Source organism: Jannaschia pohangensis, from assembly GCF_900113875.1.
Classification (GTDB): Bacteria; Pseudomonadota; Alphaproteobacteria; order Rhodobacterales; family Rhodobacteraceae; genus Jannaschia; species Jannaschia pohangensis.
Genome location: NZ_FORA01000010.1, coordinates 1 through 24675, shown reverse-complemented (window position 1 = coordinate 24675; position 24675 = coordinate 1). Strand labels below are relative to the sequence as shown.

At 58.1% G+C, this 24675-nt stretch carries 33 protein-coding genes; 16 read left to right on the top strand and 17 right to left on the bottom strand.

All coding sequences use genetic code 11. The features are described from left to right. Both BM002_RS18655 and BM002_RS18650 read left to right on the top strand, forming a co-directional pair. Nucleotides 1-282: LysE family transporter (locus BM002_RS18655; protein WP_175484970.1), on the top strand; the 282-nt coding region annotated here is incomplete at its 5' end. Nucleotides 283-286: 4 nt separating this feature from the next. After that, a complete protein-coding gene (locus tag BM002_RS18650; protein ID WP_092785109.1) occupies nt 287-616 on the top strand; it encodes a putative quinol monooxygenase in 330 nt (109 codons plus the stop codon). 373 nt (nt 617-989) lie between these two features. On the opposite strand, the gene BM002_RS18645 is transcribed toward BM002_RS18650, so the two are convergent. Beyond that, entirely contained in the window at nt 990-1871 is an 882-nt protein-coding gene (locus BM002_RS18645; RefSeq protein ID WP_092785105.1) for a LysR family transcriptional regulator, read from the bottom strand. Nucleotides 1872-1971: 100 nt separating this feature from the next. Between BM002_RS18645 and BM002_RS18640 the strand changes: the two genes are divergently transcribed. The 5 genes from BM002_RS18640 to BM002_RS18620 all read left to right on the top strand — a co-directional run bounded on the left by BM002_RS18640 (nt 1972) and on the right by BM002_RS18620 (nt 5168). Further along, entirely contained in the window at nt 1972-2952 is a 981-nt protein-coding gene (locus tag BM002_RS18640; RefSeq protein WP_092785101.1) for an NAD(P)-dependent alcohol dehydrogenase, read from the top strand. 12 nt (nt 2953-2964) lie between these two features. Then, nucleotides 2965-3627 (top strand): DUF4386 domain-containing protein, encoded by a 663-nt coding sequence (locus tag BM002_RS18635; protein ID WP_092785098.1) that lies wholly within the window; start codon nt 2965-2967, stop codon nt 3625-3627. Between the two features lie 43 nt (nt 3628-3670). Beyond that, nucleotides 3671-4060, top strand: coding sequence for a YybH family protein (locus tag BM002_RS18630; RefSeq protein ID WP_092785095.1), 390 nt, complete (start codon nt 3671-3673; stop codon nt 4058-4060). An 83-nt stretch (nt 4061-4143) separates the two neighbouring features. After that, nucleotides 4144-4638, top strand: a complete 495-nt coding sequence (locus BM002_RS18625) for a DoxX family protein (RefSeq protein ID WP_092785092.1) — start codon at nt 4144-4146, stop codon at nt 4636-4638. A gap of 20 nt (nt 4639-4658) precedes the next feature. Next, the gene (locus BM002_RS18620; protein ID WP_092785089.1) at nt 4659-5168 is read left to right on the top strand and encodes a P-loop nucleotide/nucleoside kinase family protein; all 510 of its coding nucleotides are present in this window, start codon (nt 4659-4661) and stop codon (nt 5166-5168) included. Nucleotides 5169-5297: 129 nt separating this feature from the next. Here BM002_RS18620 and BM002_RS18615 read toward each other — a convergent pair whose 3' ends face one another. Beyond that, a complete protein-coding gene (locus BM002_RS18615) occupies nt 5298-6215 on the bottom strand; it encodes a LysR family transcriptional regulator (RefSeq protein ID WP_175484969.1) in 918 nt (305 codons plus the stop codon). Between the two features lie 153 nt (nt 6216-6368). Between BM002_RS18615 and BM002_RS18610 the strand changes: the two genes are divergently transcribed. The 5 genes from BM002_RS18610 (at nt 6369) to BM002_RS18590 (ending at nt 9832) form a co-directional block, all read left to right on the top strand. Further along, complete coding sequence (locus tag BM002_RS18610) at nt 6369-6803, top strand: DUF6326 family protein (RefSeq protein WP_092785083.1); 435 nt, start codon at nt 6369-6371, stop codon at nt 6801-6803. After that, nucleotides 6793-7566: a class I SAM-dependent methyltransferase gene (locus BM002_RS18605; protein WP_092785080.1), complete on the top strand. Its 774-nt coding sequence runs from the start codon at nt 6793-6795 to the stop codon at nt 7564-7566. Before BM002_RS18610 ends, BM002_RS18605 begins: the two co-directional genes overlap by 11 nt. A gap of 8 nt (nt 7567-7574) precedes the next feature. Then, the gene (locus tag BM002_RS18600) at nt 7575-8201 is read left to right on the top strand and encodes a class I SAM-dependent methyltransferase (protein ID WP_092785077.1); all 627 of its coding nucleotides are present in this window, start codon (nt 7575-7577) and stop codon (nt 8199-8201) included. Continuing rightward, nucleotides 8167-9006, top strand: a complete 840-nt coding sequence (locus tag BM002_RS18595; protein ID WP_092785074.1) for a CPBP family intramembrane glutamic endopeptidase — start codon at nt 8167-8169, stop codon at nt 9004-9006. Before BM002_RS18600 ends, BM002_RS18595 begins: the two co-directional genes overlap by 35 nt. Nucleotides 9007-9292: 286 nt before the next feature. After that, nucleotides 9293-9832, top strand: a complete 540-nt coding sequence (locus BM002_RS18590; RefSeq protein ID WP_092785071.1) for a recombinase family protein — start codon at nt 9293-9295, stop codon at nt 9830-9832. Here the strand turns inward: BM002_RS18590 and BM002_RS18585 are convergent. The 3 genes from BM002_RS18585 to BM002_RS18575 are packed head-to-tail and all read right to left on the bottom strand — an operon-like array spanning nt 9829 to nt 11729. Further along, nucleotides 9829-10326: a toll/interleukin-1 receptor domain-containing protein gene (locus BM002_RS18585; RefSeq protein ID WP_092785068.1), complete on the bottom strand. Its 498-nt coding sequence runs from the start codon at nt 10324-10326 to the stop codon at nt 9829-9831. The two genes, BM002_RS18590 and BM002_RS18585, sit on opposite strands and share 4 nt — an antisense overlap. A gap of 9 nt (nt 10327-10335) precedes the next feature. After that, nucleotides 10336-11331 (bottom strand): caspase family protein, encoded by a 996-nt coding sequence (locus BM002_RS18580; RefSeq protein ID WP_092785065.1) that lies wholly within the window; start codon nt 11329-11331, stop codon nt 10336-10338. An 11-nt stretch (nt 11332-11342) separates the two neighbouring features. Next, entirely contained in the window at nt 11343-11729 is a 387-nt protein-coding gene (locus tag BM002_RS18575; protein ID WP_092785062.1) for a hypothetical protein, read from the bottom strand. Between the two features lie 210 nt (nt 11730-11939). Between BM002_RS18575 and dcm the strand changes: the two genes are divergently transcribed. The 3 genes from dcm to BM002_RS18560 are packed head-to-tail and all read left to right on the top strand — an operon-like array spanning nt 11940 to nt 14927. Continuing rightward, nucleotides 11940-13259, top strand: a complete 1320-nt coding sequence (gene dcm, locus BM002_RS18570) for a DNA (cytosine-5-)-methyltransferase (RefSeq protein WP_092785059.1) — start codon at nt 11940-11942, stop codon at nt 13257-13259. 41 nt (nt 13260-13300) lie between these two features. Beyond that, the gene (locus BM002_RS18565) at nt 13301-13732 is read left to right on the top strand and encodes a very short patch repair endonuclease (RefSeq protein WP_245749325.1); all 432 of its coding nucleotides are present in this window, start codon (nt 13301-13303) and stop codon (nt 13730-13732) included. Then, complete coding sequence (locus BM002_RS18560) at nt 13707-14927, top strand: type II restriction endonuclease (protein WP_245749324.1); 1221 nt, start codon at nt 13707-13709, stop codon at nt 14925-14927. Before BM002_RS18565 ends, BM002_RS18560 begins: the two co-directional genes overlap by 26 nt. 17 nt (nt 14928-14944) lie before the next feature. Here BM002_RS18560 and BM002_RS18555 read toward each other — a convergent pair whose 3' ends face one another. From BM002_RS18555 to BM002_RS18520, 8 genes are all read right to left on the bottom strand, one after another. Then, complete coding sequence (locus BM002_RS18555; protein ID WP_092785053.1) at nt 14945-15238, bottom strand: hypothetical protein; 294 nt, start codon at nt 15236-15238, stop codon at nt 14945-14947. Beyond that, entirely contained in the window at nt 15220-15888 is a 669-nt protein-coding gene (locus tag BM002_RS18550; protein ID WP_092785050.1) for a ParA family protein, read from the bottom strand. The genes BM002_RS18555 and BM002_RS18550 overlap by 19 nt, the downstream gene beginning before the upstream one ends. Before the next feature lie 94 nt (nt 15889-15982). Continuing rightward, the gene (locus BM002_RS18545) at nt 15983-17035 is read right to left on the bottom strand and encodes a replication initiator protein A (RefSeq protein WP_092785047.1); all 1053 of its coding nucleotides are present in this window, start codon (nt 17033-17035) and stop codon (nt 15983-15985) included. A 285-nt stretch (nt 17036-17320) separates the two neighbouring features. Next, nucleotides 17321-18931, bottom strand: coding sequence for a relaxase/mobilization nuclease domain-containing protein (locus BM002_RS18540; RefSeq protein WP_175484967.1), 1611 nt, complete (start codon nt 18929-18931; stop codon nt 17321-17323). 11 nt (nt 18932-18942) lie between these two features. Continuing rightward, a complete protein-coding gene (locus BM002_RS18535; protein ID WP_139212424.1) occupies nt 18943-19311 on the bottom strand; it encodes a plasmid mobilization protein in 369 nt (122 codons plus the stop codon). 637 nt (nt 19312-19948) lie between these two features. Further along, on the bottom strand, nt 19949-20509 hold the full coding sequence (locus BM002_RS18530; RefSeq protein ID WP_092785038.1) for a metallophosphoesterase: 561 nt from the start codon (nt 20507-20509) through the stop codon (nt 19949-19951). Nucleotides 20510-20567: 58 nt separating this feature from the next. Continuing rightward, nucleotides 20568-21131 (bottom strand): hypothetical protein, encoded by a 564-nt coding sequence (locus BM002_RS18525; RefSeq protein WP_092785035.1) that lies wholly within the window; start codon nt 21129-21131, stop codon nt 20568-20570. Then, the gene (locus BM002_RS18520; protein ID WP_217641184.1) at nt 21128-21925 is read right to left on the bottom strand and encodes a ParA family protein; all 798 of its coding nucleotides are present in this window, start codon (nt 21923-21925) and stop codon (nt 21128-21130) included. The genes BM002_RS18525 and BM002_RS18520 overlap by 4 nt, the downstream gene beginning before the upstream one ends. Nucleotides 21926-22000: 75 nt before the next feature. Between BM002_RS18520 and BM002_RS18515 the strand changes: the two genes are divergently transcribed. Then, a complete protein-coding gene (locus BM002_RS18515; protein ID WP_092785029.1) occupies nt 22001-22216 on the top strand; it encodes a helix-turn-helix domain-containing protein in 216 nt (71 codons plus the stop codon). 304 nt (nt 22217-22520) lie between these two features. Here BM002_RS18515 and BM002_RS18510 read toward each other — a convergent pair whose 3' ends face one another. From BM002_RS18510 to BM002_RS19395, 4 genes are all read right to left on the bottom strand, one after another. Then, complete coding sequence (locus BM002_RS18510; RefSeq protein WP_092785026.1) at nt 22521-22916, bottom strand: CopD family protein; 396 nt, start codon at nt 22914-22916, stop codon at nt 22521-22523. Further along, nucleotides 22916-23200: a DUF3817 domain-containing protein gene (locus BM002_RS18505; RefSeq protein ID WP_092785023.1), complete on the bottom strand. Its 285-nt coding sequence runs from the start codon at nt 23198-23200 to the stop codon at nt 22916-22918. The genes BM002_RS18510 and BM002_RS18505 overlap by 1 nt, the downstream gene beginning before the upstream one ends. Next, complete coding sequence (locus tag BM002_RS18500) at nt 23197-23913, bottom strand: DJ-1/PfpI family protein (RefSeq protein WP_092785020.1); 717 nt, start codon at nt 23911-23913, stop codon at nt 23197-23199. The genes BM002_RS18505 and BM002_RS18500 overlap by 4 nt, the downstream gene beginning before the upstream one ends. Next, nucleotides 23910-24675, bottom strand: a 766-nt coding sequence (locus BM002_RS19395) for an MFS transporter (RefSeq protein WP_483867456.1), incomplete at its 5' end; no start/stop codon positions are given. The genes BM002_RS19395 and BM002_RS18500, both read right to left, overlap by 4 nt.

The following is a 24675-nucleotide window of genomic DNA, read 5'->3' as shown; positions in this document are numbered from 1 at the left end:
TTTCAGCGAGGCTACATCATCCAGATGACCAACCCCAAGGCGGCGTTGGCATGGATCGCGATTATCTCGCTGGGTCTTCAGGAAGGTGCGCCGCTCTGGGTCGGCGCCGTAATCGTGCTTGGCACATTCGCACTGTCGATCATCATCCACCTGCTCTACGCGGTCGCGTTCTCAACGCCTGTGATGGTGCGCATCTACGGCAAGGCGCGCCGGGGTATCCAAGTGGTCTTAGGCACATTCTTCGCGCTCGCAGGGTTGCGTCTGTTGACCAGCAGGACCTAAACCCATGACGCACTATCCCGACTCCGCCGCCGCCAATCTGAACGAAGGATTTGTGGTAGCCATAAGCATCATTGCTAAAGAAGGCGAAGGGGATGCCGTCGCAGACATTCTTGAACGCCTGATTGCACCGACGATGGATGAGGAGGGCGTGAAGTTTTTCATGCCTTACCGGTCACCGACCGACCCAAACGCTTTCTTTGTGTACGAACTCTATCAAGATGCCGCTGGATGGGATGCACATAACGCGTCTGCACATTTCCAAAGCGCCGTTGAAGAGCTGTTGCCGAAAGTTGACGTGCGAGAGCGCGTTCCCTTTGTGCCGTACGTAGACTGAGAGAAGTTTAGAGCCGACATTCGCCACTTTGCAGCAAGTTGGTAAGTCTGGGCTCGCAGTTAGGTTTCGCCGCTCAGAGCGCGAACGACAGCCGCTGATCAGTCAACGAGTGCTCATCGCAGGACCAGCTGCGATTTCAGTGGCTTGGCCAAACGATCAGATGGCCGGTGTTGGTCGGCCCGCCGCACCGGCATTGCCGCGTCAGCATTAGGCGGCTCTGAGCCCAGATCAACCAACTTGCGGCATGATAGCGCACGGCAACTTTGTAGCTCTAGCATTGACGCATTTGAGATCGAGCTAGAGCACCTAGGATTGGACAATCTGGCAGCAGCACGCCATCTGATACAAATGATTACATCAGGGATACACGCAATCACTGCCCGATAAAGTCCGCACGCTTTTCCAGCAGTGCAGCCGAGAGATAATCGACAAGCAATCGCGCGCGGCGCACTCGGCGCAAATCGCCGTGAAGCAGAATCCACGTTGACCGTCGGTGGTCCAGTACAGTGCCTGGCACCCGTTGCACCTCGGGAAAGACGGTTGTGACCCAGTTGGCGACAAACGCCATGCCCGCCCCATGCCGTGCGAGGTGCAGGTGCATTTGTGGGTCTTGCACGGCGTGACGGACACGCGCCTGCGGAAATGGCGAGGCGTCGATCATGGTTTGCAACTCTGGCACATCGCCGTAGCCAATCCATGTCAGCCCTTTGCCTTTTGGTCCGGCTTCAGGCAATTCTCGGTCAATATAGTCTCGCGACGCGAACACGCCGATGGACAACGGGAACAGTTTACGGCCAACCGCGTCTTCTTCGACATCCACGACATGGCAGATCGAAATGTCGGTCTCGTCTTTTTCAATTGAGTCAATAAAGTAGGACAGCTTCAACTCGATCTCAATCTCGGGATAAAGCGTCGCAAAATCTGCCAAGGCGGGGGCAAGCAAATAATGCGCCGTCATCGGATCGACGGACAATCGAATGCGCCCTGACGCTTCGCGATCTAGGCCCTGTACGGCGCTAAACCCTTTAAGCAAGGCCGCCTCAGCTTCGAGTGCCTGAGGCAGCAAACGCCGCCCCGCAGGCGTCAACGTCAGTCCCGCTGCGTTCCTGCGAAATAGTGTCGTGCCAAGTTGGACCTCCAGCCCTTCAATCTGGCGACGGACGGTGGCGTGGGTGCCCTCTATCTGTTCTGCACCTGCCCGAAGAGAGCCTGAGCGCGCGACAGCAAGAAAGGCAGGTAGCGATTTCCAATCCATGACCACTGTATCGTTTTTGAACCTATCTGGTTCATCTTAGGCAGTGATCGTATTAAAATAAATCCGGTATTTCTTTGATTATTCAATCAAGGAGATCATCATGGAAACGACATTTACTGCTTGGGACGTCAGCCGTTACGGCGGCCCCGAGGTCCTCAAACCCGTATCACGCACAGTCCCAACACCGAAATCTGGACAAGTTCTGATACGCATCCGCGCCTCTGCCGTCACACGCGCCGATGGCATGATGCGGGCGGGCCAGCCAAAGTTTGCCCGCCTTTTTCTGGGGCTCAAGCGGCCATGGACCGGATTGGTTGGCACCTGCTTTGCGGGTGATATTGTTGCGGTCGGCCAGAACGTAACCGAGTTTCGTGTTGGCGATGCCGTCTTTGCGGAGGCCGGCCTCCAGTTCGGCGCGAATGCCTCGCATATTTGCGTCGATGCCAGCGGCAGCCTGTTGTTAAAGCCTGACGCCGTGACCTACGAGGAAGCCGCGACCCTCTTTGATGGCGCGATGACCTCGTGGCATTTCCTGACGCGGGTGGCGCAGGTGCAGCCGGGTGAGACCGTGTTGATCCTTGGTGGATCAGGCGGTCTTGGAACGGCTGCGATCCAATTTGCCAAAGCCCTTGGGGCCAAAGTGACAGCAAGTGCAAGCGCGAAGAACGCCGATCTTCTGCGGTCCCTCGGCGCGGATCAGGTTGTCGATTATCACAGCGAAGACCCGCTTACACGCCGTGCCACGTATGATGTCGTGTTCGACACGCTTGGAGTTTCGTCATTCGGCACGGCTAAACCTGCCTTGACCAAAGGTGGTCGCTACATGTGCCCCGTGCTGGGACTTGCTTTGCTGCGGGACATGGTCACGACCGGAATAGTCGGCAGCAAAAAGGCCAAATTCGCGGCCGCCGGATTGTTAAAGCCCGCAGTCCATCGCGAAGAGCTGGCAGAGGTCCTCGCGTTAATGGCCAAAAGCCAGTTTTCGCCCGTCATGGATCGCACCTATCCACTGGCCGATCTGGTCGAGGCGCATCGTTATGTCGAAACCGGCCGCAAGCGCGGCAACGTCGTTGTGGTGTGAGGGGGACGTGACATGAATACGCTTTCAATCTCACCGCAGCAGTCGCGTTTTGCAGGGGTTTGCTACCTTGTCATCATTCTTTGCGGCGTCGGGTCCGAAGTCGCTTTGCGCGGACCGCTGATCGATTTTGGTTCAGCGGAACAGACCATGCAGGCAATCAATGCCGAACACATGCGGTTCCGTCTTTCGATCATGGCGGACGTCGTGATGGCGCTGGCGGATGCCGCCCTTGCAGTGCTGCTGTTCCTGATGTTCCGGTCCGTATCAGCGGGATTGGCATTGGGCGCGCTGGTCTTTCGATTGCTCCAATCAGGTTTGATCGCGGCGGGCCTTCTGAATTTGCAAGCCGCGCTTTTTTTTGATGACGCAGAGCATGCGCTGAGCTTCATGGCGTTGCACGCCTATGGTTATGATCTTGGCCTGATCTTCTTTGCGGTGAACTGCTTTCTGACGGCAGTTTTGATCGTCCGATCCGGCTTTGTCCCGCGTTTTCTTGGGATCGGGATCGGCCTGTCGGGGGTGGTTTACCTGACCGGAAGTGTCCTGCGCTTTGTGGCACCGGACATGCACGGCTTCATCGCCCCCGCCTATGTCCTGCCATTGATTGCAGAAACCGCATTCTGTCTGTGGCTGCTTGTCTTACCACGCCAGAGCCGACGCACCGCTACGGCCTGACATCTGACCGTTCACCAAAAAACTCTTTTGAAAGGAAAAACAAATGTCCGAACATCCAGTTCTTGAATTAATCAAACAAGCCGACCACGCGATCAGCGTCGAGGATTTTGACGCACTCATGGCGTTTTATGCTGATGATGCGGTTCTCGTCGTCCAGCCCGGTCAGGTCGCCAAAGGCAGGCCCCAAATCAGAGAGGCATTCGTGGCAATCGCGAAGCATTTCAAAAATGCGCTGACCGTCACGCAAGGGGAGGCGCAAGTCATCGAAGGTGCAGACACTGCCTTGGTCATCATGGAAACGCTTCTTCATATCGCAAACACTCCCGCGCCAATCACACGTCGGGCAACCTATATTTTCAAACGTGATCAAATGCTCGGTTGGCTCTGCACGGTGGACAACTCCTACGGTACGGACCTGCTAGGCGCCGGTTAAGGCAAATCACCAGCTTCGGCGGCGAAGGGCAGTGCGCTTTGTCCGCCGAATTTTCCAAAAACTTTGCATTACGGAGATCGGATATGATCACACCACTGATAGTTCTTACAATCTTGTTTGTCCCGCTACTTATCGCTTCCGCCATCGCGCGCAGAACGCCCGCTAATGGCGTCATCAACCTTGGTGGCGTGCTGGGCTATGCCGCTGCCTTTGCGTTTTTCTCAATTGGACATTTCGTCATCACCGACGAAATGGTGTCCATGTTGCCAGACTTCATCCCCGCACGCAGGCCGCTTGTTTATGCGACCGGTTTGCTTGAGGCTGGACTGGCCCTCGCGCTTTTGCCGAAACGTACGCGGGCATACGCCGGTCTTGGCTGCATCGCAGTATTGATCCTGTTCTTTCCAGGAAACATCTATGCTGCAGTCCATGGTTTCGGCCCAGGGGGGCACCAGTGGGGCCCGGTCTATTTGCTGGTGCGCGCGCCCTTGCAGGCTCTGTTGATCTTTTGGGGATATTGGTTTGCGGTGCGGGGCAGTGGATTTTCTAGCTTGCCGCGACGCCTTGCGGCACACTGATTGGAGCAAAGGAAGTTCCCATGGAAGCATTCCGTCCGACACTGCATATGCTGTGCGGTAAGATTGCTGCAGGCAAATCGACGCTTGCAGCAAATCTGGCTGCGGCAGAGAATACGGTTCTGATCACCGAGGATGCGTGGCTTGCCGAGCTCTTTGCCGACGAACTGCAAAATCCAAAAGACTATCTGCGTTGCACCGCCAAACTGAGGCGCGCAATGGCTCCGCATATTGTGGCAATACTCGACGCTGGAATATCCGTGGTGCTGGATTTCCAAGCCAATACCGTTGAAAGCAGAACGTGGATGCGTCATCTGCTTGATCAAACCGGTGCGGATCATCAACTACATGTTCTAGTGCCACCAGATGAGGTTTGCCTGTCGCGGCTACGAAGCCGAAATGCGAGTGGCGTTCATCCCTTCACGGTGACCGAAGAACAGTTCCATCAGATCAGCACCTACTTCGTTCGACCGACACCCGATGAGGGTTTCAAAGTTTTCTGTCATGACGAAGGGTGTGAAACTAGTCCGTAGTGTACAAAGCTACCGTTTCATTAGAGATAACCTACGGAAGCTTCGTCCCACATGTTGCCAATTCTTCAGACATGTAGTCAGCAGAGGCCTTCGTACACAGTGACCTAATATGTTCGCTGGCAAGGTGGTCTATGACCTGGCAATCAAGTTAGACCAACCACCCTGTGCAATTTCCTGTGCCAGATGATCAAATGTGATACGGATCCGTTTGTTTGTTTGTATTTCACGGTGTGTGACCAGCCATGTCTCCATGTTGAAGACCGGTGCATCTTGCAGGATGCGCCTCAATCCCAGACGCCCCTCAGCAACAATCGTTGGCAAGAAAGCAATGCCAGCACCCTCGCGGACCAGTTCATACATCGTGCTCCCGTTTGAGGTGGTGATGCCAAAGTTAGCCTTGGAGACCGGAATGCCCATGGCGTTGATTTGCGGCACAAGGCGTTCAGGGTGGCCGTATCCAATGAAATTTGCTGCGGCAAAGCCCGCCAAATCGTCAACTGATCCAAGCGACGCTAGGTAGTCCTTTGAAGCAAAGAGTGAGATTTCGATGTCCGCGATCCGCTTGGCGACGAGGTCAGGTTGCTCAGGCCGTGCGTGGCGGATTGCAATGTCTGCATCGCGCCGTGTCAAATCACTCATCTCATTTGATGGTACCAACTCGACACTGATGCCAGGATGTTTCTGCCGCAAAGAGATTAGGCAGGGTGGCAAGGCATAGGCCGCCATCGCGTCGCTGGATGTGATCCGGACACTGCCTTCAATGGCCTGACTTTGCCCAGCCGCGACCCGCGAGATTTGTGTCGCAGCATCCGCCATACCCCGCACATAGGTCAGCAGTTCTGTTCCCGCATCGGTGAGACGCATGTTGCGCGTACCACGCTCAAAGAGTGTAAGCTGCAGTGCCTCTTCGAGCAATGAAATCTGTCTGCTCAAGGTTGGTTGCGTCTGTTTCAGAGCGCGCGCTGCTGCCGATAACGACCCTGTCTCGACCGTCGCTAGGAAAGCCCGGATGTGGTTCCAGTCGAATGATACAGAATCCCAGTTCATGGTTTTTTCTATACCTGGAATCAGATTTTCGTCAATTCTATTTGCTTTCCGCATACCTCAGAAGAGAACGTAGAGGGCCCGATCCTCAACATTTTAATTCTGCTGTCCTCACAGATTTTGGCGTGGGGCCAACATTCCGAAAAGGCGAACGACATGTTCAAACCACGAAACGCAGAGACCATTGGAAACGTCATTTCCCGTCTCTGGATCTTCATTTTCTTCACATTGGTTTACCGCGACATCCACGAAATGGCCGTCGCCAGCACGATTGAAGATATTCTCGTTGGCACCTATGAGGGCAACCCGGTTACCGACGCCGGATTGGTTGCTGGTGGTGTCGTCATGATCATTCTTCTTGCGACCTATGTGCTAACACCAATTCTCAAGCCCAATTTAGCTCGGCGGCTCAATCTGTTCACACCCCCGATTGCAGTCGTCGGCGTATTTTACCTCATCCCGAATGATCCCGATGATTTTGTGTTGGCGACTGCAACGGCCGTCGCCCTCCTGACGATTTTTATCATCAGCCTTTTCTGGCAGACGGAACAATCCATGAGCCAAGTGAACGAGGTGCGCCATGGCGTATGATACGCGTATTGAAGCCGCCAACGACGTTGCCACACGGGTTATCCCTGTCTGGTCCCGATCGCTGGGCAGCTGGACATTCTCTCTTGGTCGAAAACCATTCGAGTCTCACGAACTTGAAGGACATTACGATAAGGAAGCGGACACGTGGCACGAGACGATCTCCAGACTGGGTTTTGAGGATGCATATGCCAACCTGATAGAGCAGGCGCTATCATCCGCCCCTATTCTAGCGGTGAAAGACGCGCTGCAAGTTCTGGACGCTGGCATCGGAACGGGTGCGATGTCTGCTGCCTTGGCAGACACCTATTTGGACCCCATCGCACTGACCGGTGTCGATGTTTCTGGTGATATGCTCAAACAGGCCGAACAGCGCCTAGATCATAGTCATCTTTCCACGCGCTTCTTGCAGGCTGATGTGAACTGTCTTCCATTCGCCGACAATACCTTCGACGTGGTTCTGGTTGCGCATGTTTTGGAACACATGGCCTATCCGAAACGGGCTTTGGCTGAGCTTCACCGTGTACTGAAGCCGGGTGGCATTCTTGTGGCGTGTGTCACGCAACGGTCATCTGCTGGCGTCTATATCCAACTGAAATGGCGCACCCATCGCGTTGATACGTCGACCGTTCGCGAATGGCTTTGGGATTGCGGCTTTGTCCATGCTCGTGCCGTCGCTTTGCAAGAAGGCACAAGAGCCCAACGTTTTAGCTGCGGCTACATCGGCCAAAAAGCTTATTACCTCAATCAATCTCCCTCAGAGTAGGTCCAGTAATGTCACAATCCTCCGAAGCATTTTGGGATCGTCATGCTCCAAAGTACGCAGCAAAGCCAATTGCCAATCCGTCGGCATATGAGGCCAAGCTTAATCATGTTAGATCGCTTTTAGCACCGACCGATCATGTTCTCGAAATCGGATGTGGCACAGGCGGCACCGCATTGAAACTGGCGGCGTCCTGCGCCCAGATCACGGCCTCTGACATCTCGGCCAAAATGATAAACTATGCGCGGTCCAAGAGACGACAAGTGACTGTCAAAAATGTGCGTTTCGTGCATGCCTGTGCCAATCGAACTCTGCATGATGCACCGTTCGACAAGATCATGGCCTTTAGCCTTATGCACTTGGTTTCAGATGTCCCTGAGGCGCTTAGCGCAATCCGTGATCAACTCAAGCCTGGGGGGCTGTTTGTCTCCAAGACGGTTTGTTTGAACGAACGGCATCTTGCGATCAAGCTCATGATCCGGGTGTTTAGGTCGCTTCGGATTGCGCCGGATATTCAGCTGCTGTCGCAGATAGAGTTGTTTCATCAGATCGAGAAAGCCGGTTTTGAAATTGTCGAAACTCGGTACTTCGGGGATCAGGCGAATGACCCCTATGTTGTGGCCCGGCGCAATGTCTAGCTCTCTTCAGTTGAACGTTGGTCCGCACACAGCAACTTCACAAGAGGGTCAGTATAGCCTTGGCAAAATTGCCGCAGTCTGGGCGCTCGCTGCCGTCCCTATGCCAATTCTGGCCTTTCTTGTCGCGCCCATGATTCCGAAATCAAGCACTGCACATGCAGTGCTGGTCGTGTGGTACCTTATGATTACCGGAATGGTCTGGCAGTTCATTCTGTCGCTGATCCTGCTTCAGCAGGAATGTGGTCTGCAGAACTGGCAAGCAATCAAGGCGCGTATTTGGCTGCAAGCGCCGCAGGACCCGCGCACTGGGGCCTCGAATGCCAAGCTGTTTGTGTGGCTCTTACCGGCATTCTTGTTTTACCTGTTGGTGGAGATGACCGGGATGGGAGCGGCAATTGGTGAATTTATTCTGATCCCGCTTCCAATTCTGATAGAGTTGCCATTGCTTGATCTTGGAGAGTTGGTGTCCCCCGAATTACAGGGCGCATGGTGGCTAGTTGGCGTCGCACTCGTCTCTTGCCTGTTCAACTATCTGCTGGGCGAGGAGCTGCTGTTCCGGGGCATTCTTCTACCAAAGATGCGCGGTGTCTTCGGGCGATGGGACTGGGTCGCAAATTCAATCTTGTTTGCCCTCTACCACCTGCACCGCCCCACCCAAATGCTGGGGTTCATTGTAGGCGGTCTGGCATGGACATTGCCGACCCGTCACTTCCGCAGCATCTGGTTCGCGGTCATCCTGCATGGAATTGAGGGAGTGTTCGTTTTTGCCGTCACTATTGTGATTGTCGTTGGACACGATTTGTAAGTTACCTGCTCTCAATTAGAGTCGAAAAAGCAGACCTTGAACAGGGTCTGGTGAACGGCGGCTTTGTCCCGCGACTCGATCCTTGAGCGTTTCGTTCTCGCTGCGCTTTGTATGAATGGCCGGTCTTCACGCTGCGTTGCGACACCGAGTTCTTAGCTGTTGCAGCATAATCCGCGCTGCGGGCGCACGCAGCGAAGAATCTGTTGGTCTCCTGTGGGCTCACAGCCGCCATTTTCCGCACTGCCGCGATCTGGACAAAACCCTACCTTTCTGACCAGATCACGGCATGATCATCGGATATGCCCGCGTCAGCACGGACGACCAAAGCCTTGATGCCCAGACCGACGCCCTTGAAGCCGCCGGAGCTGGCAAGCTGTTCGCGGACAGGATCAGCGGATCGAAGCGCGAGCGCCCCGAGCTGGACAGGATGCTGGACCAGCTCCGAGACGGCGACGTTGTGACCGTCACCAAATACGACCGCCTTGCACGGTCCCTGAAAGACCTTCTAGAGATCGTGGAGGCGATCCGCGAGCGCGGTGCCGGCTTCCGGTCCCTGGCCGAGGACATCGACACAACGACGCCGGCCGGCCGTCTCGTGTTCCACGTCTTCGCATCCATCGCACAGTTCGAGCGTGAGCGGATTTCCGAGCGAACCAAGGAAGGTCTGGCATCCGCCCGCAAGCGCGGTCGGATCGGAGGCAGGCCCCCTGCCCTGTCGTCCGCTCAGAAGGACGAGGTACGCCGCATGAGGGACGACGAACACCGCGCGGTCCCTGAGATTGCGCGGTTGTTCAAGGTCAGCGAGAGGACCGTGCGTCGGGCCTAGTAGCCCCGTGAAAGACGCCGCATTAAACTTTGGTGAAAATCCTGAACGCCGCGCTTGGTCACTCGCGTTCGTGCCGTCTCGGTATAGGCATCGCGCATATTCAATGCGATCTCCGTTTCAGCGCTCTTGCTGAACTGACAGTAGAGGTCGATGTCCTGATCCGAGTGAAGCTCTGGCCACTTTTTGAGGTAGCTCGGCAAGGAAACATAGCTGCGTGAGTAACTCGCCATGCGGAAATTTTTCTCGGAGCCGACCCCGATTTCCCATGGAACCCACCACGAATCCTTTGTCTGGTCGGACACAACAGCAATCAACTGCTGGCACTGCCCCATACGCTGCAACAGAAGGTCAGCCAAGTCGGGGCCATCTTTCACTAGCGCGTCGTCAATGGTGTCCAGATAGGTTTCCAACCCGTTTGCGCGAACGCGCCTGGCAACGGCTTCCGCCAACGCGGAGTCTGTGTTCTTGTGCGAAATAAATACTTTACTCGGCATATACGCCCCTTAGATCTTCTTCTTTTCCGCCAACCGCCGGTAGTGCGCTCCGGTAGCCGTCAGGCGACAGCCCCCGGAAAACACAGCCGTGTGCCACATATATTCATGGTCGGTCGGGGCGATCAGACCATGCTGGTGGCATTTCTGAAGCTCCCGGTAGATGCGGACGTTATCCTGATCGACGGGAACATCTTTCAGGCGTTCGGCTTCCTCCCCCCGATCCGGTTCAAAGGAAGGGTCGAGCATGAAGACATGCGATGCTGCGGGAAAATACTGCGGCAGACGGCGAAGAATTTCCTTCGGAACCTTCGGGCTTACTTCTCGCAGGCTGATGAAGCTCTGGACATTCGCCTTGTAGATCGGGCGCTGTTCCCAAGCTCCAAGTGTCTGATCGACATGCGCGTAAAGCGATGCGGGCGTGACACGCCCGATCACGTCACTAGCCGCGCCACCCAGCCCGTCAATCATGATGTCGGTGAATTTCCCGTGCCCATTGGTTTCGGCCGCGAAGCCCTTGCGGTGACATGCTGTCAGAATGGTGACGCCGTTGCCAATGTGCGAAACCGCTCCGTTCTCGCCCAGACCGGACACCTCTCCGGCAAAACCTGACTGACAGCTATCCAGAAGGATCACAGTTGATTTGATCCTGGGATGTGCCTTGTTTGCTTGCTGAAGAATCCCGCTGAGACTGATGCCCCAGTTGGGGTTTTTACCGTCCTGCGTGACGAGGTATCCGTTATTGGTTTCCTCATCCATGAGACCATGACCGGCGAAATACAGCACCACAGTGTCCGCATCGCCTGTGAATAGCTCGCCGATTGCGCTGTGCAGTATTTCACTCGTGACCGCGCCTTCGGAACTGACAATACGGCGGACATCGAAGTTTGGAGACCCGTCGCCGTTTGATTCCAGCAGTGCAGCCAGCTCGACCGCATCGTTCACGCAGCCGTTGAGTTGGTTCGGCGGATCATAGCCATCAATGCCAACGATCAGGGCTTTCTTCATGGCTGTTCTCCTTAGCCCAGACGGTTCAGGAAGCTGACAACATTGTCCTCGGTCCAGAGATTCACCTGACGCCCGCTGATGACAGATGGCAAGGTCGCCAGCTTTCGCTCAGGTGCGCTGTAACCGTGAATGAGCATCAGCGGGACGCCTTCCTCGATAGCGCATTTCAACTCCCAAAGCTGGCCGTCCGCCTTCGGCGTGTTTGGCGTAACGATACCGATCATTCCCCGACAGGATTTGATCCGCTGGCGGCAGTTGGTTTTCCAGCTCGATGACCACGGCTCCTTCACCGAATAGTCTGTAAAATCAATCTGCGTGCGCGCGTTCCGCTTCTGCCCGACAAGGAAATCCCTCAGGTTTCGGTCTTCCATCGCAAAGCTGATAAAAACACGCGCCATACTAAATCCCTTCTACATTCTGCGTCAGATTCGTCTGTCCCCACGAGATATACCATGAGGGTAAGAAGTACAAAAGTAGAACATGTGCCACTCCCGTGTTAACCAGTCATTAGAACAAAGTATGAACAACTGCCAAGAATGGGGTTCCCAAAGCCGCTGGGACAGATTATGACATGTTGTCAATAACAGACACAGAGCAGGGGCAGGCACATGAACGCGCATCCACGGACAGAATTTGCAGAACTGATGGAGCGCGCCGGTCTCGACATCGACACAGCGGCGGAACTTCTGGGCGTGAGTGACCGGACGATCCGGCGCAACATGAAAGGCGAAGGCAAGCGCATCGACCAGCTCCGCCTGGAGAAGCTACGCCAGACGGCCGATGCGCGCTGCACGGGCGAACGGCCCACTGGGTTCCGGTTCATCGACCTTTTCGCCGGGATCGGGGGCCTGCGCCTTCCCTTCGAGGCCATCGGCGGGCGGTGTGTGTTCACGGCCGAATGGGACCGGTTCAGCCGCGAGACCTACAGTGCCAACTTTCCCGAGCCTGCCGACAGCAAACACGTTTTCGCGGAGGACGTTCGGCCCTATGCGGATGCCCCGGAGACAATCCCGGACCATGACGTTCTTCTGGCCGGTTTTCCGTGCCAGCCGTTCTCGATTGCCGGTGTCAGCAAGAAGAACGCCCTCGGCCGTCCCCACGGCTTTCTCTGCGACACACAGGGCACGCTGTTCTACGATCTGGCCAAGATCATCGACCACCACCGCCCCCCGGCCTTCCTGCTGGAGAATGTGAAGAATCTTGAGCGCCATGATGGAGGCAAGACTTTCGCGACCATCATCCATGTGCTGGAGAAGGAGCTGGGCTACCGTGTCTTTCACAAGGTCATCAGCTCGACGCCCTGGGTGCCGCAGAAGCGCGAGCGTATCTTCATTGTCGGCTTTAAGGATCACAGCATCGAGTTCGACTTTGACCAGCTCGCCGTGCCGGAGGGCGACGGCCCTACCCTCGGCTCGATCCTCGATAAGGCAGTCGATCCGAAATACACACTGACCGAACACATGTGGACCTACCTTCAGGGCTACAAGGAGAAGCATCGCAGCGCCGGAAACGGGTTCGGATTCTCGCTGTTCGGCCCCGACGATGTGGCCCGCACCCTGTCCGCCCGTTACTATAAGGACGGCTCCGAAATCCTGATCGAGCAGAAAAACAACCGGCCGCGCCGTCTGACGCCGCGCGAGTGTGCCCGCCTCATGGGGTTCGAGAAGCCCCGGCAGACAGATTGGAAAATTCCCGTTTCCGACACACAGGCCTACCGCCAGTTCGGCAACGCCGTTGTCGTGCCGGTCGTGAACGCCGTCGCGCAGCTCATGCAGACGAGGATCGCCGAGGCGATGGAGCTGGACGGCCGGGACGTGCCGGAGAACATCCAGGCGCAGCTTCCACTTGACGAGAGACGCGCCTACGCCACCAGCGAAATGCCAGCCGAGCATCCGGAAGTGCCGGAGGCCTCGCTGGCGAACGCGTAATGCCAGCCGACACTGTTTCCACAGCCGTCCGAAGCCGGATGATGGCCGCTGTAAAAGGGAAGAACACCAAGCCGGAATTGGCAATCCGGTCCGCGCTTCACAGGCGCGGATTCCGCTTCCGTCTGCATCGCAGGGACCTTCCCGGCAAGCCGGACCTGGTGTTCACCCGCCGGAACGCGGTGATCTTCGTGCACGGGTGTTTCTGGCACGGCCATGACTGCCACCTGTTTCGCTGGCCCAAAAGCCGCGAGGACTTCTGGCGCGAGAAGATCGGCAGCAACATCGAGCGCGACCGGAACCAGCGCGCGGCGCTGGCGGACGCGGGCTGGCGTATAGGCACAGTCTGGGAGTGCGCGCTGAAGGGAAAGACCCGCCTGCCCTTCGACAGCGTTGTCGATCGGTGTGCCATGTGGTTGAAATCGGATATAAAAACACTGGAGGTGAGCGGTGATAAAACGCGGGCAACTGTCTGACTATTTCGAGGGCGTCGGGGTCAAGCGCCTGTCCGCCGTGGACGCCGAGCCGAAGACATCCAACCAGCACGAGGTCGGCACGACGAAGAAGATGCGGGACGACTTTCTGGGCGAGAACCACCAGGAGAAGTTCCCCGCGATCTATATCTGGTTGGGCGGCGATCAGGAGGGCTTCACCGAGGAGAGCTGGGCCACGCACTACGACGCGCGCCTCAACAAGCCCCGCGCCGCCGAATGGCGGCTCTACTACCCTTCCAACCCTGTCACGGAGGCCATGAAGGCCGGAGACACCCTGTTCCTCGCCAAGGACCAGGGCGGCGTCCTGTGGTTCATCGTGGCCCCGGAGGGGTCCACCAGCGAGCAGCAGCTCTTCTGGCTGTTCGGTCTGCGCCCCGAGGGCAAATCCTTCGTGTCCCGCGAGTTCTCCGACGAAGAGCCCGAGCTGGACTTCGCGGCCCGCTTCATTCTGGACGAAATCGGCGTCGAGTTCGAGGAACCGGAGGCCGACAAGCTGGACAGCCTCATCGACAGGTTCGGCACCACCTTCCCGAAGACGGCCGAGTTCTCCGATCTTGCCCGCCTCACCCTGCCCGAGGTCCGCGCCGAGGATGACCCGGACGCGGCGCTCATCGCGTGGCTGGACCACGAGGAGGCCCTGTTCAGGCGGCTGGAGCGCCGGGTCGTGTCCTCGCGGATCGAGGCGGGGTTCACGAGCGCGGATGGCACCGACGTGGACGGATTCATCAGTTTCTCCCTGAGCGTCCAGAACCGGCGCAAATCCCGCATGGGGCATTCACTGGAAAACCACATGGCCGCTGTTCTCAGGGCGCATGACATCCGGCACGTCCGGGGGGCGATCACGGAACACAAACACAAGCCGGATTTCCTGTTTCCCGATCTGGAGACCTATCAGGCGGCCCCGGCCGTTGGAGACCCCCGTCTGACGATGCTGGGGGCAAAGTCCACCTGCAAGGATCGCTGGAGGCAGGTTCTGGCGGAGGCCGAGAAGATCAGCCGCAAGCACCTTCTGACACTTGAGCCGGGGATTTCGGAGCCGCAGACAGACCAGATGGAGGCGTCCAGCCTTCAGCTCGTGGTCCCCTCCCCTGTTCATGGCAGCTACACCGATGCGCAGCGCGGCTGGCTCTGGTCTGTCGGGGACTTCATCGGCGAAGTACGCAGACGCCAATCATAATCCATAACAGATAACACTTACCGCCTTCGACCGTCGATTTCAGCCGTTGCAGGTATGTCGATCCCGCCTGCGCGGAGACATTCATAAAGCAATTCTTTCTTGGTCAGGCCGCGCTTGCGAGCCTCCTGTGCGAACGCTTCCTTGATCGGTTCCGGCACATTCGTGAAGGAGAACTGGACCCGTCGAGCGCCCTTAAGAGCGGAAGACTTTGCCTTGCTGACGCTCGGCAGCGGTGCGGCCAGATCCTTCAGCTTTCGGGAGCCGGTATCATCATCCAAATCGTCATCGAGATTTACGCTGACTTTGGCCATGAACCACTCCTGTAGAAGCTCAGCAGGCCCCTGCCTTGCAAATCGGCAAGCACAGACTTCGCGGATCGGCGGGCCGATCCCTGTGGTGACTGGCCGGTTGAGGTCATTTCCTTGAACCCGGTGCGATGTGCGCACATGGCATTGAGGCGCGGAACGCCTTGTGCATCGAGCGCATCGGTAATGGCTTGCGTAATGTTGGTGTTCGTATCCACGTCCATCATCACCACAAGCGCCGGAATCTCCTTCTCCATCGTCTCGGCAACACTTTGGACATGCGAGTATGTGCGCTTCGCACCCTTCGCATCCGCTTCGTTTGCCTTGGATGGAATCAAGATCAAATTTGCGGCTGCGATGGCGTGCATCGCCATGGCGGACTTGAAACCGGCCGTATCGACAAAGATCACATCATAGGCAGGTTCGGTCTTCTTCAGTGCCTTTACTGTCGGGATCAGCTTTTCGTCGTTCTCTTCGTATAGCCAATCAAGGTCTGTCCCATCCTTCTTCGCCCATGCTTCCAGATGCCGTTGCGGGTCGGTGTCGATCACCGCAACCCTCGCACCATCTTCCACCATGAGGCTCGCCAGTGCCGTCAGCAGGGTTGTTTTCCCGGCCCCGCCCTTTTCCTGAACTACGCTGATTACCTGCGCCATTTTCTGCCCTTGTTTTCGGGAAAACTAGCAGATAACACTTAACAGTCAACTGATAACAGGTAACAGGTAAGTAATAATTGTTATCTGTTATCAGTTATGGAGCTCTACCCTTGCGCTCATACCATTTGCGGCAGAAACCGATGAACGCGCCGTCAGGGTGGCGCGGTGGTTCGCTCATCCACATGCGCCATTCCCGTTCAAGGAAGTAGACATCCCATGTCGGCGCGACCTCGCGTGCCTTTTCATACGCTTCTGACGAGAGTCGAACCGAAATTTCGGATGTGATCGCCGGAGCATCCCCGTAGATGTCGAGAAATTCCGGCTTGGGAGAAATTTCAAGCACGTCGTGCAGAAGCCGAAAGCTGTAGTCAGGCATGTGGGACTGGGCCGCGTCGGCTTTGCAGATCAGCTTCACGAGGCGCTTGAACTCTTTGGGTGAGGAGGTCGAGCCAGTCTTGTGTTGCAACTTGTCGAGACCGATCCGCCAGACCTCCTGCTTTCCGCAATGTTTTCTGGCCAGCTCATACAAACGCCGCTCCAACGGCTTGCGAAGCTGAAAATACGATCTGTTGAGCGTGAGGACGTTTTTGTTTTCAATGGCTTTAACAAGCCAGTCGCCCATTTCCAGCTCCACGCTCAGAAGCCGTCCCGTCGAGTCTTCCTTGACGATCCGCGCATCGGTGATGAACGAAATGGACCGCCATTCGCCGATGCCATGGTCATGGATGTTGGTTTCGATCTGGGTGAACTGGAGGCGGGTGAGGGCGCGCCGCAAGGTTGCGTAAGCCTGTCCGGTCGTGTGCCGGTTCGTGGCTTTCAGAAGATCGTGCGCAGAAATTCGAACACGGCGACCGATTTCCTGGCCCTCGTTCTTCGCAGCCATCAGCTGACTCAGCACATAGATCAGAATATCCCTGTCGAAAACGTTGGCGCGGCCTTCTTCGGCTGCTGGCGTGATCTTAACCTTCACATTGCCCTGTTCATACTCGAAGGCAGCGAGGTCTTTTTTGACGGACAACGAAAACAGAGGATGCTCCATCGAAGCGCGGTCACTCTTCGGCGTCGCGTCCAGAATGTCGCAGACAAACAGGTCCGGCTCAGTGTGCCGCTGCGGTAGCAAAGCTGTTCTTTTCCGAGGCCGCGCCATTATTCGATACTCTACCCACTATTATTCGACAGTCTGCCCACCATGCAGATGTATTCTTCGATACTCTACACACCTATCTTCGCTAGTCTACCCACCATTCTTCGATACTCTACACACCGAGGTCGTGCAATCAAAGGGATTCAACACATTATTTCAAATACTTACGGCGAGGCCGATTCCCGTAACACCTTCTATAACACATATATAACACCCAAGATCAGCAGGGTGATGGCTCCTATCATGGATCAATTGAGCATAATCAAAGCACCAGACACTTACTTAAAGTCACAGCTCCAGTGTCGAACCTTTGGACTTTGGTGAAGCGTCAGGATCGGGCTGAGAAAGCTCCAGCGCCTGTTTCGAGCGCACCGAGTCGATAAGGCGGGTCACCAGCGGCTTGAGCGTGTTCCGGTAGAAGTCAGCCAAACCGCTGCGCTCACAGATGCTCTTGATCGTCGTTGTGAAGATGTGTTGGGGGCTGTCACCGTCCCAGTTCAGCACGCGTTGCTGACCATAGAAGTCGATGATCTCGCGGAACGCGTGCCTGCGCCTTTTCCAGTTTCGGCCCGGCTCCTTGTCCATTCGCTGGTCGAGGACATCGACGGCGCTGACAAGCGCGCGGCCCTGAGCCGCTGATAGGTTGGTGAGCGCTCTGCGGAACCCCCCGGGATCATCCACCGGCAGATTGAACCTTTCGTTCAGAAGCTGACGCAGCTCGGGCTGCTGTTTGTCCATGGCGCGCAGGGCCAGCGCCATGTTCCATTCCATGGCCGGATTTCGGGTTCTGTCCCACTGGAGCCCTTGCCTAGTCTGTTCGCGCTCGTAGGCGCAGAAGAAGGCATCGAACACTTCCGCCTCAGGACGCTGCTTCTCGGCTTCCAAACGCGCCCTGTGGGCTCCTTCGGCAACCTCCTGCGCCTCGCGGCCCCTTCTGTGCTCCTCCGACGCCTGAGCGCGTCTCTGAGCCTCCTGACGCCTCTCCGTGGCTCTGTCGTGCTCAGCGGCTTCCTGGATGGCCTGAGGGCGCTCTCTGGCCTCCTGAGAGGGCAGGGGAGGGGGATCGGCCGTGACGATGCCTCCTGCATCGCTCATGGCGTCCAGCTCGACCACCGATGATTGCCGCTCGTCGGCCTTTGCAATTTCAGAGGCGGCGCTATCCGCGATCTGGCTCTTCTTCCGCTCTGCGTCAGCTCGCACCTGTGCGGCCTTGAGCTTGTCCCATCGCTGGTTCTTTGGGCGGATCGGTGAGCGCTCTCTGGCCTCCTTGCGCTTCTGCTCGACATAGGCACGCCGCTCGGTATCGTCCGGCCACATCTCCTTCGCCTTGGCCATCCGCCGGAACTTGGCCGCCCGCTGCTTCGTCACGATGTTTCCGCGCCGCAGCTCGTACTGGTTCGCCCATTTGTCCAGTTTCCGGTGCGCGTTCGGGAAGGTCGCTGTCTTGCCCGTGTGGGGATGGACGCGGTTGATCAGCAGATGGATGTGTGGATGCGGGCGGTCCCGATGGCAGTAGATCGCGATCTGATGCTCCTCGATGCCCAGGAGCTTGATCACCTCGTTGGCAGCCGATTCCATCTCAGCGCGGGTCGGGGTCTCGCCGGGGTGCCAGGCGAGGGTCAGCTCCTGCACCGGCTTGGTAGTCTTTCGCCCCGTCGCTTTGATGCCCGCTTCGCGTTTCAGGCCCTCCGCCGACATGGCGGTCGCGAACATGATGTTGCGCGCGATCAGGCTATCGTCGGTCATCAGGTTGCGTGTCGAGACCCACGCGACACGGTTGCTGGTCCGCTTATGCCGTGGGACCGGGATCGGCTTGTCATCGTCGTCCCGCTCCGGCTCGATCTTATCGTGCGCGTAGTACTCTTCCGCGCTCTTGAAGCTCGCCGTCGGTTTGTTCATTCCAGGCACCATCAGTCCGGTCCCGCGAGCGCTACGATAGCGTCCCGTACTTCACCAATTGCCAGCCGCAGATCAGTCTCGGACATGCTGCCGTGGCGCAGCTCCATAAGGAGCTGACCCATGGTTACGCCGACACGGTTCAGTTCCGCGACCGCGCCCGCATCCACGGCGGCTTGTATCCTCGCCGGTGTCGAGGGTCGGGCAGGGTCCCGTTCTGCCACAGCACAGGAGCGCGCGAACGCACCGACGCTCAGGTGGGTGGCTGCGGCGGCTGTTTCGATGGCGTGCAGCTCGTCATCGGTGACACGGAAAGCGACCTGATGCCGTCTGCTTTGAGCGGCGGCTTTCGGAGGACGTCCCGGTGTCTTCTTCGCATTCATATTCGGAACCATATTCGCAATTATGGCGGCCACAAACAGAATTATGACAAGCTGTGTTTTTGTAGGACAAAAACGCTTGCCTCGCGCCGCTCGGAATGCGCGCAAATGCGCGTCGGAACCGATGTCAAAGACAGAAGGGATAGCCGCCGAGAAGGTGGATGGTGCTCGTGGTCAGGCGTCTACCGACTGCGTGAACCGGGGCACATGGCCGGTCGTCGAGGACAGCTTGAGGCGCTGGACAATGCTTCGATCTGGTGACTTGCGCGTTCGGTAGAACGCCGCTTTAGAGGCCGCCTGGATTTATCGAAGGTCACCTCAGTTTGTCGGTACCATCAGGAGGTCTGGTTTCCGAACTTTGCCGCCGTGAACCGGGCCAGCAGAGGATCAATCGCCGCCGTCCTGAGCCTCCAGCCATGCCATCATTTCGCCGAGCCAGTCGGGGTCCTTGCTGCGCAGCATCACCGCGAACAGCAGTTGAACATTCGGCTGAACCTCCATGTCGTCGGGGCTGTTCGCCAGGACAAATTCCCGCTCGCCATCCGCCGTTGCAACGAGGACTGACGCGTCGGCAGGAAGGATCGTTTCGGTCTGCTTTGCGGTGTCGGTCGTCAGCTTTCTGTCCCCGGTTTATTTCCGCTCAAAGCTCCATGCCGCGTTCAACATCCTGCCAGTGCTTGTTCTCCGGCAGGGTCCTCGCGCGCTGTGCGATGTCCCTGAGTGTGACGGGCACGTAGCCCCAGACGTCGACACCGATGTTCACCGCATTCCTGCTCCCCATCCACTGGTCATGGACATGGCCGAAAAGGTGCAGCGCACCCTTCCGCGCACGGTGCCAGGTGATCATGGGGTAGTGGTTGAGGACGGCAGGCGCGCCGTTCCCATCGGCGACCTCGGCCGTGTGGGAGACAGAGGTCCAGGGCAGGCTTTGGGTTGCCTCGCCATCGTGGTTTCCGACAACCAGGTGCCGTTCCTTTCCGGGCAGCCGGGCGAAGAGGTTGGCGAGCCATTTGCGATCCTTCGCCCTCGGTCCAAAGGCAAAGTCGCCGACGATCCAGAGAGTGTCCTGTGGCCCGACTCTCGCCGAGAGATTGGCAAGCAGCATCGCGTCCATGTGCGAGGCGGATTCGAACGGACGGTTGCAATGCTTGATGATGTTATCGTGGCCGAAGTGCAGGTCGGCCGTGTACCAGATGGTCATGTCAGTCTCAGGTCGTCTTGCGTTCGCCGGGGAGGGCGTGGAGGTTTCAGATTTCTGTTCAGGTGCGGGTGGCAGGGATTGGCTTGGCTGTCAGCAAGCGGTCGATCTCGTCCCGTAGTGCCCGTGCCCGTTCGCGGTAGTTCCTAGACCAGATCCTCAGACCCGCATAGACGCAGGCAATGAGAACAAACGCGTAGAGCTGGAATCCGGCGGCAGTGAAGGCGTGGTCTCCGAGGCCGATGGTATCGAGGAGCGCTGCCCAGACCAGCGCGCCGGGGAGGGCGAGCAACACGCTTAGGCCAAGCGTGCTGGTGATAGTCGAGCCGACCGATGTGCTGATCGTCAGCTCCTCGCCATCATGCACCATCCCGGTCGTGAAATTGGCGAAGGCGACGGGTTTGCCGGAGGTGCGCCTTGTGACGACGGCAACCCGATGTCCCGGCTGCGCGGCCCCGAACATGCCGCCCTGATATCGGTGTTCTTGGCCTTTCTCATCACGGAGCCACAGTTCCGGCGTCGTGTTCACCCGTCCGTAGCCGCTGTGTCGGTCCACGCGCACCGAGTGGATCTGTTCCTTCGCGGCCGTCACTGTGCCGCGCACCATGGCGAGCTGCCCGCTCATGTCGGCAGCAGCCCGGCGAGCTTGTGAAGGGGCAGGGGGTTCCGGCGTGGCCTGAGCGTCCGCTTCCGCAGCTCGTAGCCGTTCAGGGCGAGCCTGATTTCGTCAAGCAACCGGTCGATCTCGGATCTGACCCTGATGAAATCGCGGGCCGGGACCGGAATGAGGGTCTCCGACGGCTCGCAGATCAGCCGCGTATAGGTGGTGAAGAGATGCCCATCGACCGAAATGTCGGCCAGCTGCGGCGAGTACGGTATGCCATGAACGAACAGACGGCCCGCCGTGAAGGCGGCGGAAACCGCACGCTCTTCCCGCTCGTTGCAGGCGTCTCCGCATCTCAGGCCGTAAAGCGGTGCCTCACACAGATCGATCCCGTCCAGTGCTTCCGAGATCCGCAGCGCCGCCAGCGCATCCATGAAGGGCACGATGATCAGATCGCTACAGTCGGCAGCGAGCAGCGCAAGATCATCGAGGCGGGGTCCTGTATCGATCAGGACCATGCCGTAGTCCGGAAAGCGCGGTCCGACATGCGCCTCGATGATCGCGGTCAGCTCGTCCGGGTCGCCAGCGTGGCGAACCAGAAGCTGATCCCGCTTCACACCTGTCCGATACATCTGACGCTGCCACTGTCCCAGGGTCGTATCGCGGGCCGGGCGGAGACGTGCCTCGGGCGTGGCATCGATCACCAAAGGCGGGAAGCCCTTTTCCTCAACCAGCGCCGACGCCAGAGCCATCACGGCCGTGGTGCGACCAGCTCCGCCCGCAGGCGCAAGGAAAGAGATGACCTTTGGTTTCATGAGCAAGCCAACAGATTGATAATTACATACTTTAGTTGATAACATTATAGTATGTAATTCTCAATCGTCCTGCGCATGGATATGCGCAAACTGGTCGGACGGAATTTTGCTCGCCTGCGACGGGAGAAAGGCCTGACACAGGAGGAGGTCGAAGCACGCTCGGGGTTCAGTCAGCAGTACCTGAGCGGCCTTGAACGAGGGCAGCGAAATCCGACCATCATCACGCTCTATGAGCTGTCACAGGCTCTCGGAGTCAGTCACATTGATCTCGTGGACGACGACCGGCCGTAAGGCGTGTGATTTCCAATGGTGTCCGGACAGCAGGGGAAGGGCGCAGCCCTCCCCCTCGGGCAACCTTATTCGACGGCACCGGGTCCTCGCGCCTATGCGCTGCGGGCCGCACCACTGCCATCGAATAAGGTTGCCTCGCCCCCTCCCGCGTTCGCCACGTGGCAGATTTGCCAGGCGAACTCCTGCAAATCGGCGAAATTATTGCAAGACCTGACCATCCGATGCTGGCCATCACGAAGCCAGCGGCAGAAGCAGACAGGGTGTCCGATTATCCCGCTGACCAAGACCACCAATGCGCTTTCTCCTAAGGCTTTAGCGTCACCAGGAGCACAATGAGCACCAGAAGACCGAGTCCGACAGGCAAGAACACGCGTCCGCCCGCCACGACCTGATCAGAGCTATCCCAGATGGCGCGGCGCAATTTCCCCACGAGCGCGCCGTGCAGACCCGAGAGAACGAGGACGAGCACGATCTTGATGCCGAGCCAGGCGGAGGTGAACCAGCCGCCCTGCACGCCGAGCAGGATGCCGAAGATCAGGGCCAGGATCATCGCGGGCGTCGTGACGGCGCGGTCATAGGCCTTGAGCGGTTTCATGTGGATCAGCGCGGGGTATCGCAGCGCCAGGGCGACCGCGACCATACCGCCGATCCAGACAAAGAGCGAGATAAGATGTGCGGCTTTGGTCAGCTCGTAAAGCATCAGGTGTCCTCGGATTGATGGCGCAGCCAGCGTTCGTTGACGAAGCCGCCGAAAGGGATGAAGGCGCCGATGAACAGGCGCAGGGCACCGAGGGCATTGATCAGCCCCTCGGCCCAGGATCGGATCACGAACCAGAGGAAGACCATAAAGGCGAGCCCGTGGATTGGTCCCATGATGGAAACTGCCTGTGGGATATCCGCGTAGTATTTGAGTGGCATGGCCACGCAAAACAGTGCGAGCAGCGTCAGAGCCTCAAAGATGGCGGCGCGGGTGAGTCCGGTCATGTGGGAACAGGCTCCCCGCGTTTGCTCTTCGCGATTTCGATACCTGCCTTGAGCGGACCATCACCCATAGAGTTGTGCACCATCGCCACCATCTCCGGTCCTGCCGTGTCGGGATGACCGGTGTTGAAGGGCGGCTTCGGGTTGTACTCGATCATCAGCTGCGTGATCTTCGCGACATCCTCGCCGCGCAGTTCGGCCAGCAGGGTCAGGCCAAAGTCGATACCCGCCGTGACACCGCCGCCCGTCATCCGGCTGCGGTCGATGACCACGCGGTCGGGGGATGTCACGACGCCCATGGCTTCCAGCACGGGATAGACGGCCCAGTGGGTCGCGGCACGGTAGCCATCGAGGAGGCCCGCCTGGCCGAGGATCAGGGCACCGGAGCAAACGGACGTTACGTAGCGCGCGGTCTTTCCCGCTTCGATCAGAAAATCGAGTATCTCATCATCGGCCATCTGGTCGTTGGTCGTGAACCCGCCCGGCACGAACAGCACGTCCAGATCGTCCGGCACCTGATCGAAGGTATGGGTCGGGTTGAGCGACATGCCGCTGTCGGTTGGCACCGGATCCAGCGTCTTCCAGATCAGATAGGTCTCGGCGTGCATGCCCAGAACCGCCTGCGGTCCGGCGAGGTCCAGCAGGGTGAAGCCCGGATACATGAGCATCCCGACCTTGAGCGGTGCGGGAGATTGCTTGGGGATTTCATGTGTCATGATAGGTCCTTTCGGGGTGTATCGGGAGAACGGGTCGCTGTGACAGCGTGCGAGGCAAGTTCGATCTTATGCAGGGTGAGGAGCGTGATCGTCAGCGTCAGCGCCGCACAAAGGGCAATCGCCGCGATCATCGGCAGCGCCGTCCCGTCAAAGAAAAAGCCGGTCAGAACGACGATGAGTGCACCGCTGACGACTTGCAGGGTGCCGCCGAGCGACGATGCGAGCCCGGCGATGGCCCCGTGCGGATCGAGCGCCATCACCATCGTGGTCGGAATGATCAGCCCGAGGCAAGCGTTGGCGAGGAAGAGCCCTGCGATGATGACACCCAGCGTGGCCTGACCGGCCATGGCAATGGCCAGCAAAAGCAGGGTGAACCCTGCGAACCAGACCGCTGCCCAACGGATGACGCGCAGGATGCCAAGCCTCTCGCTGAGCGGACCGGCCGCCTGACTTGCGGCAAAAAACCCGACCGCGTTGATTGCAAAGGCGAGGCTGAACTGTGTCGGGTTGAGGCCGAAGTGGCCCGCATACACGAAGGAGGCACTGGCGATAAAGACCATGAAACTGGCGAAGCCGAAGCCGCCGATGAAGGTCAGGCCCATGAAGACCGGATCGCGGAACAGGGTTTTGCAGCCTGCCCAGAGATTGCGCGGGTTCACCCGGACCCGATCCTGCGGGGCGAGCGTTTCCGGCAAGGCTTTGGCGGTCAGCAAAAGGCTGAGTGCGGCGGCACCTCCGAGCGCCCAGAAGATCAGCGGCCAA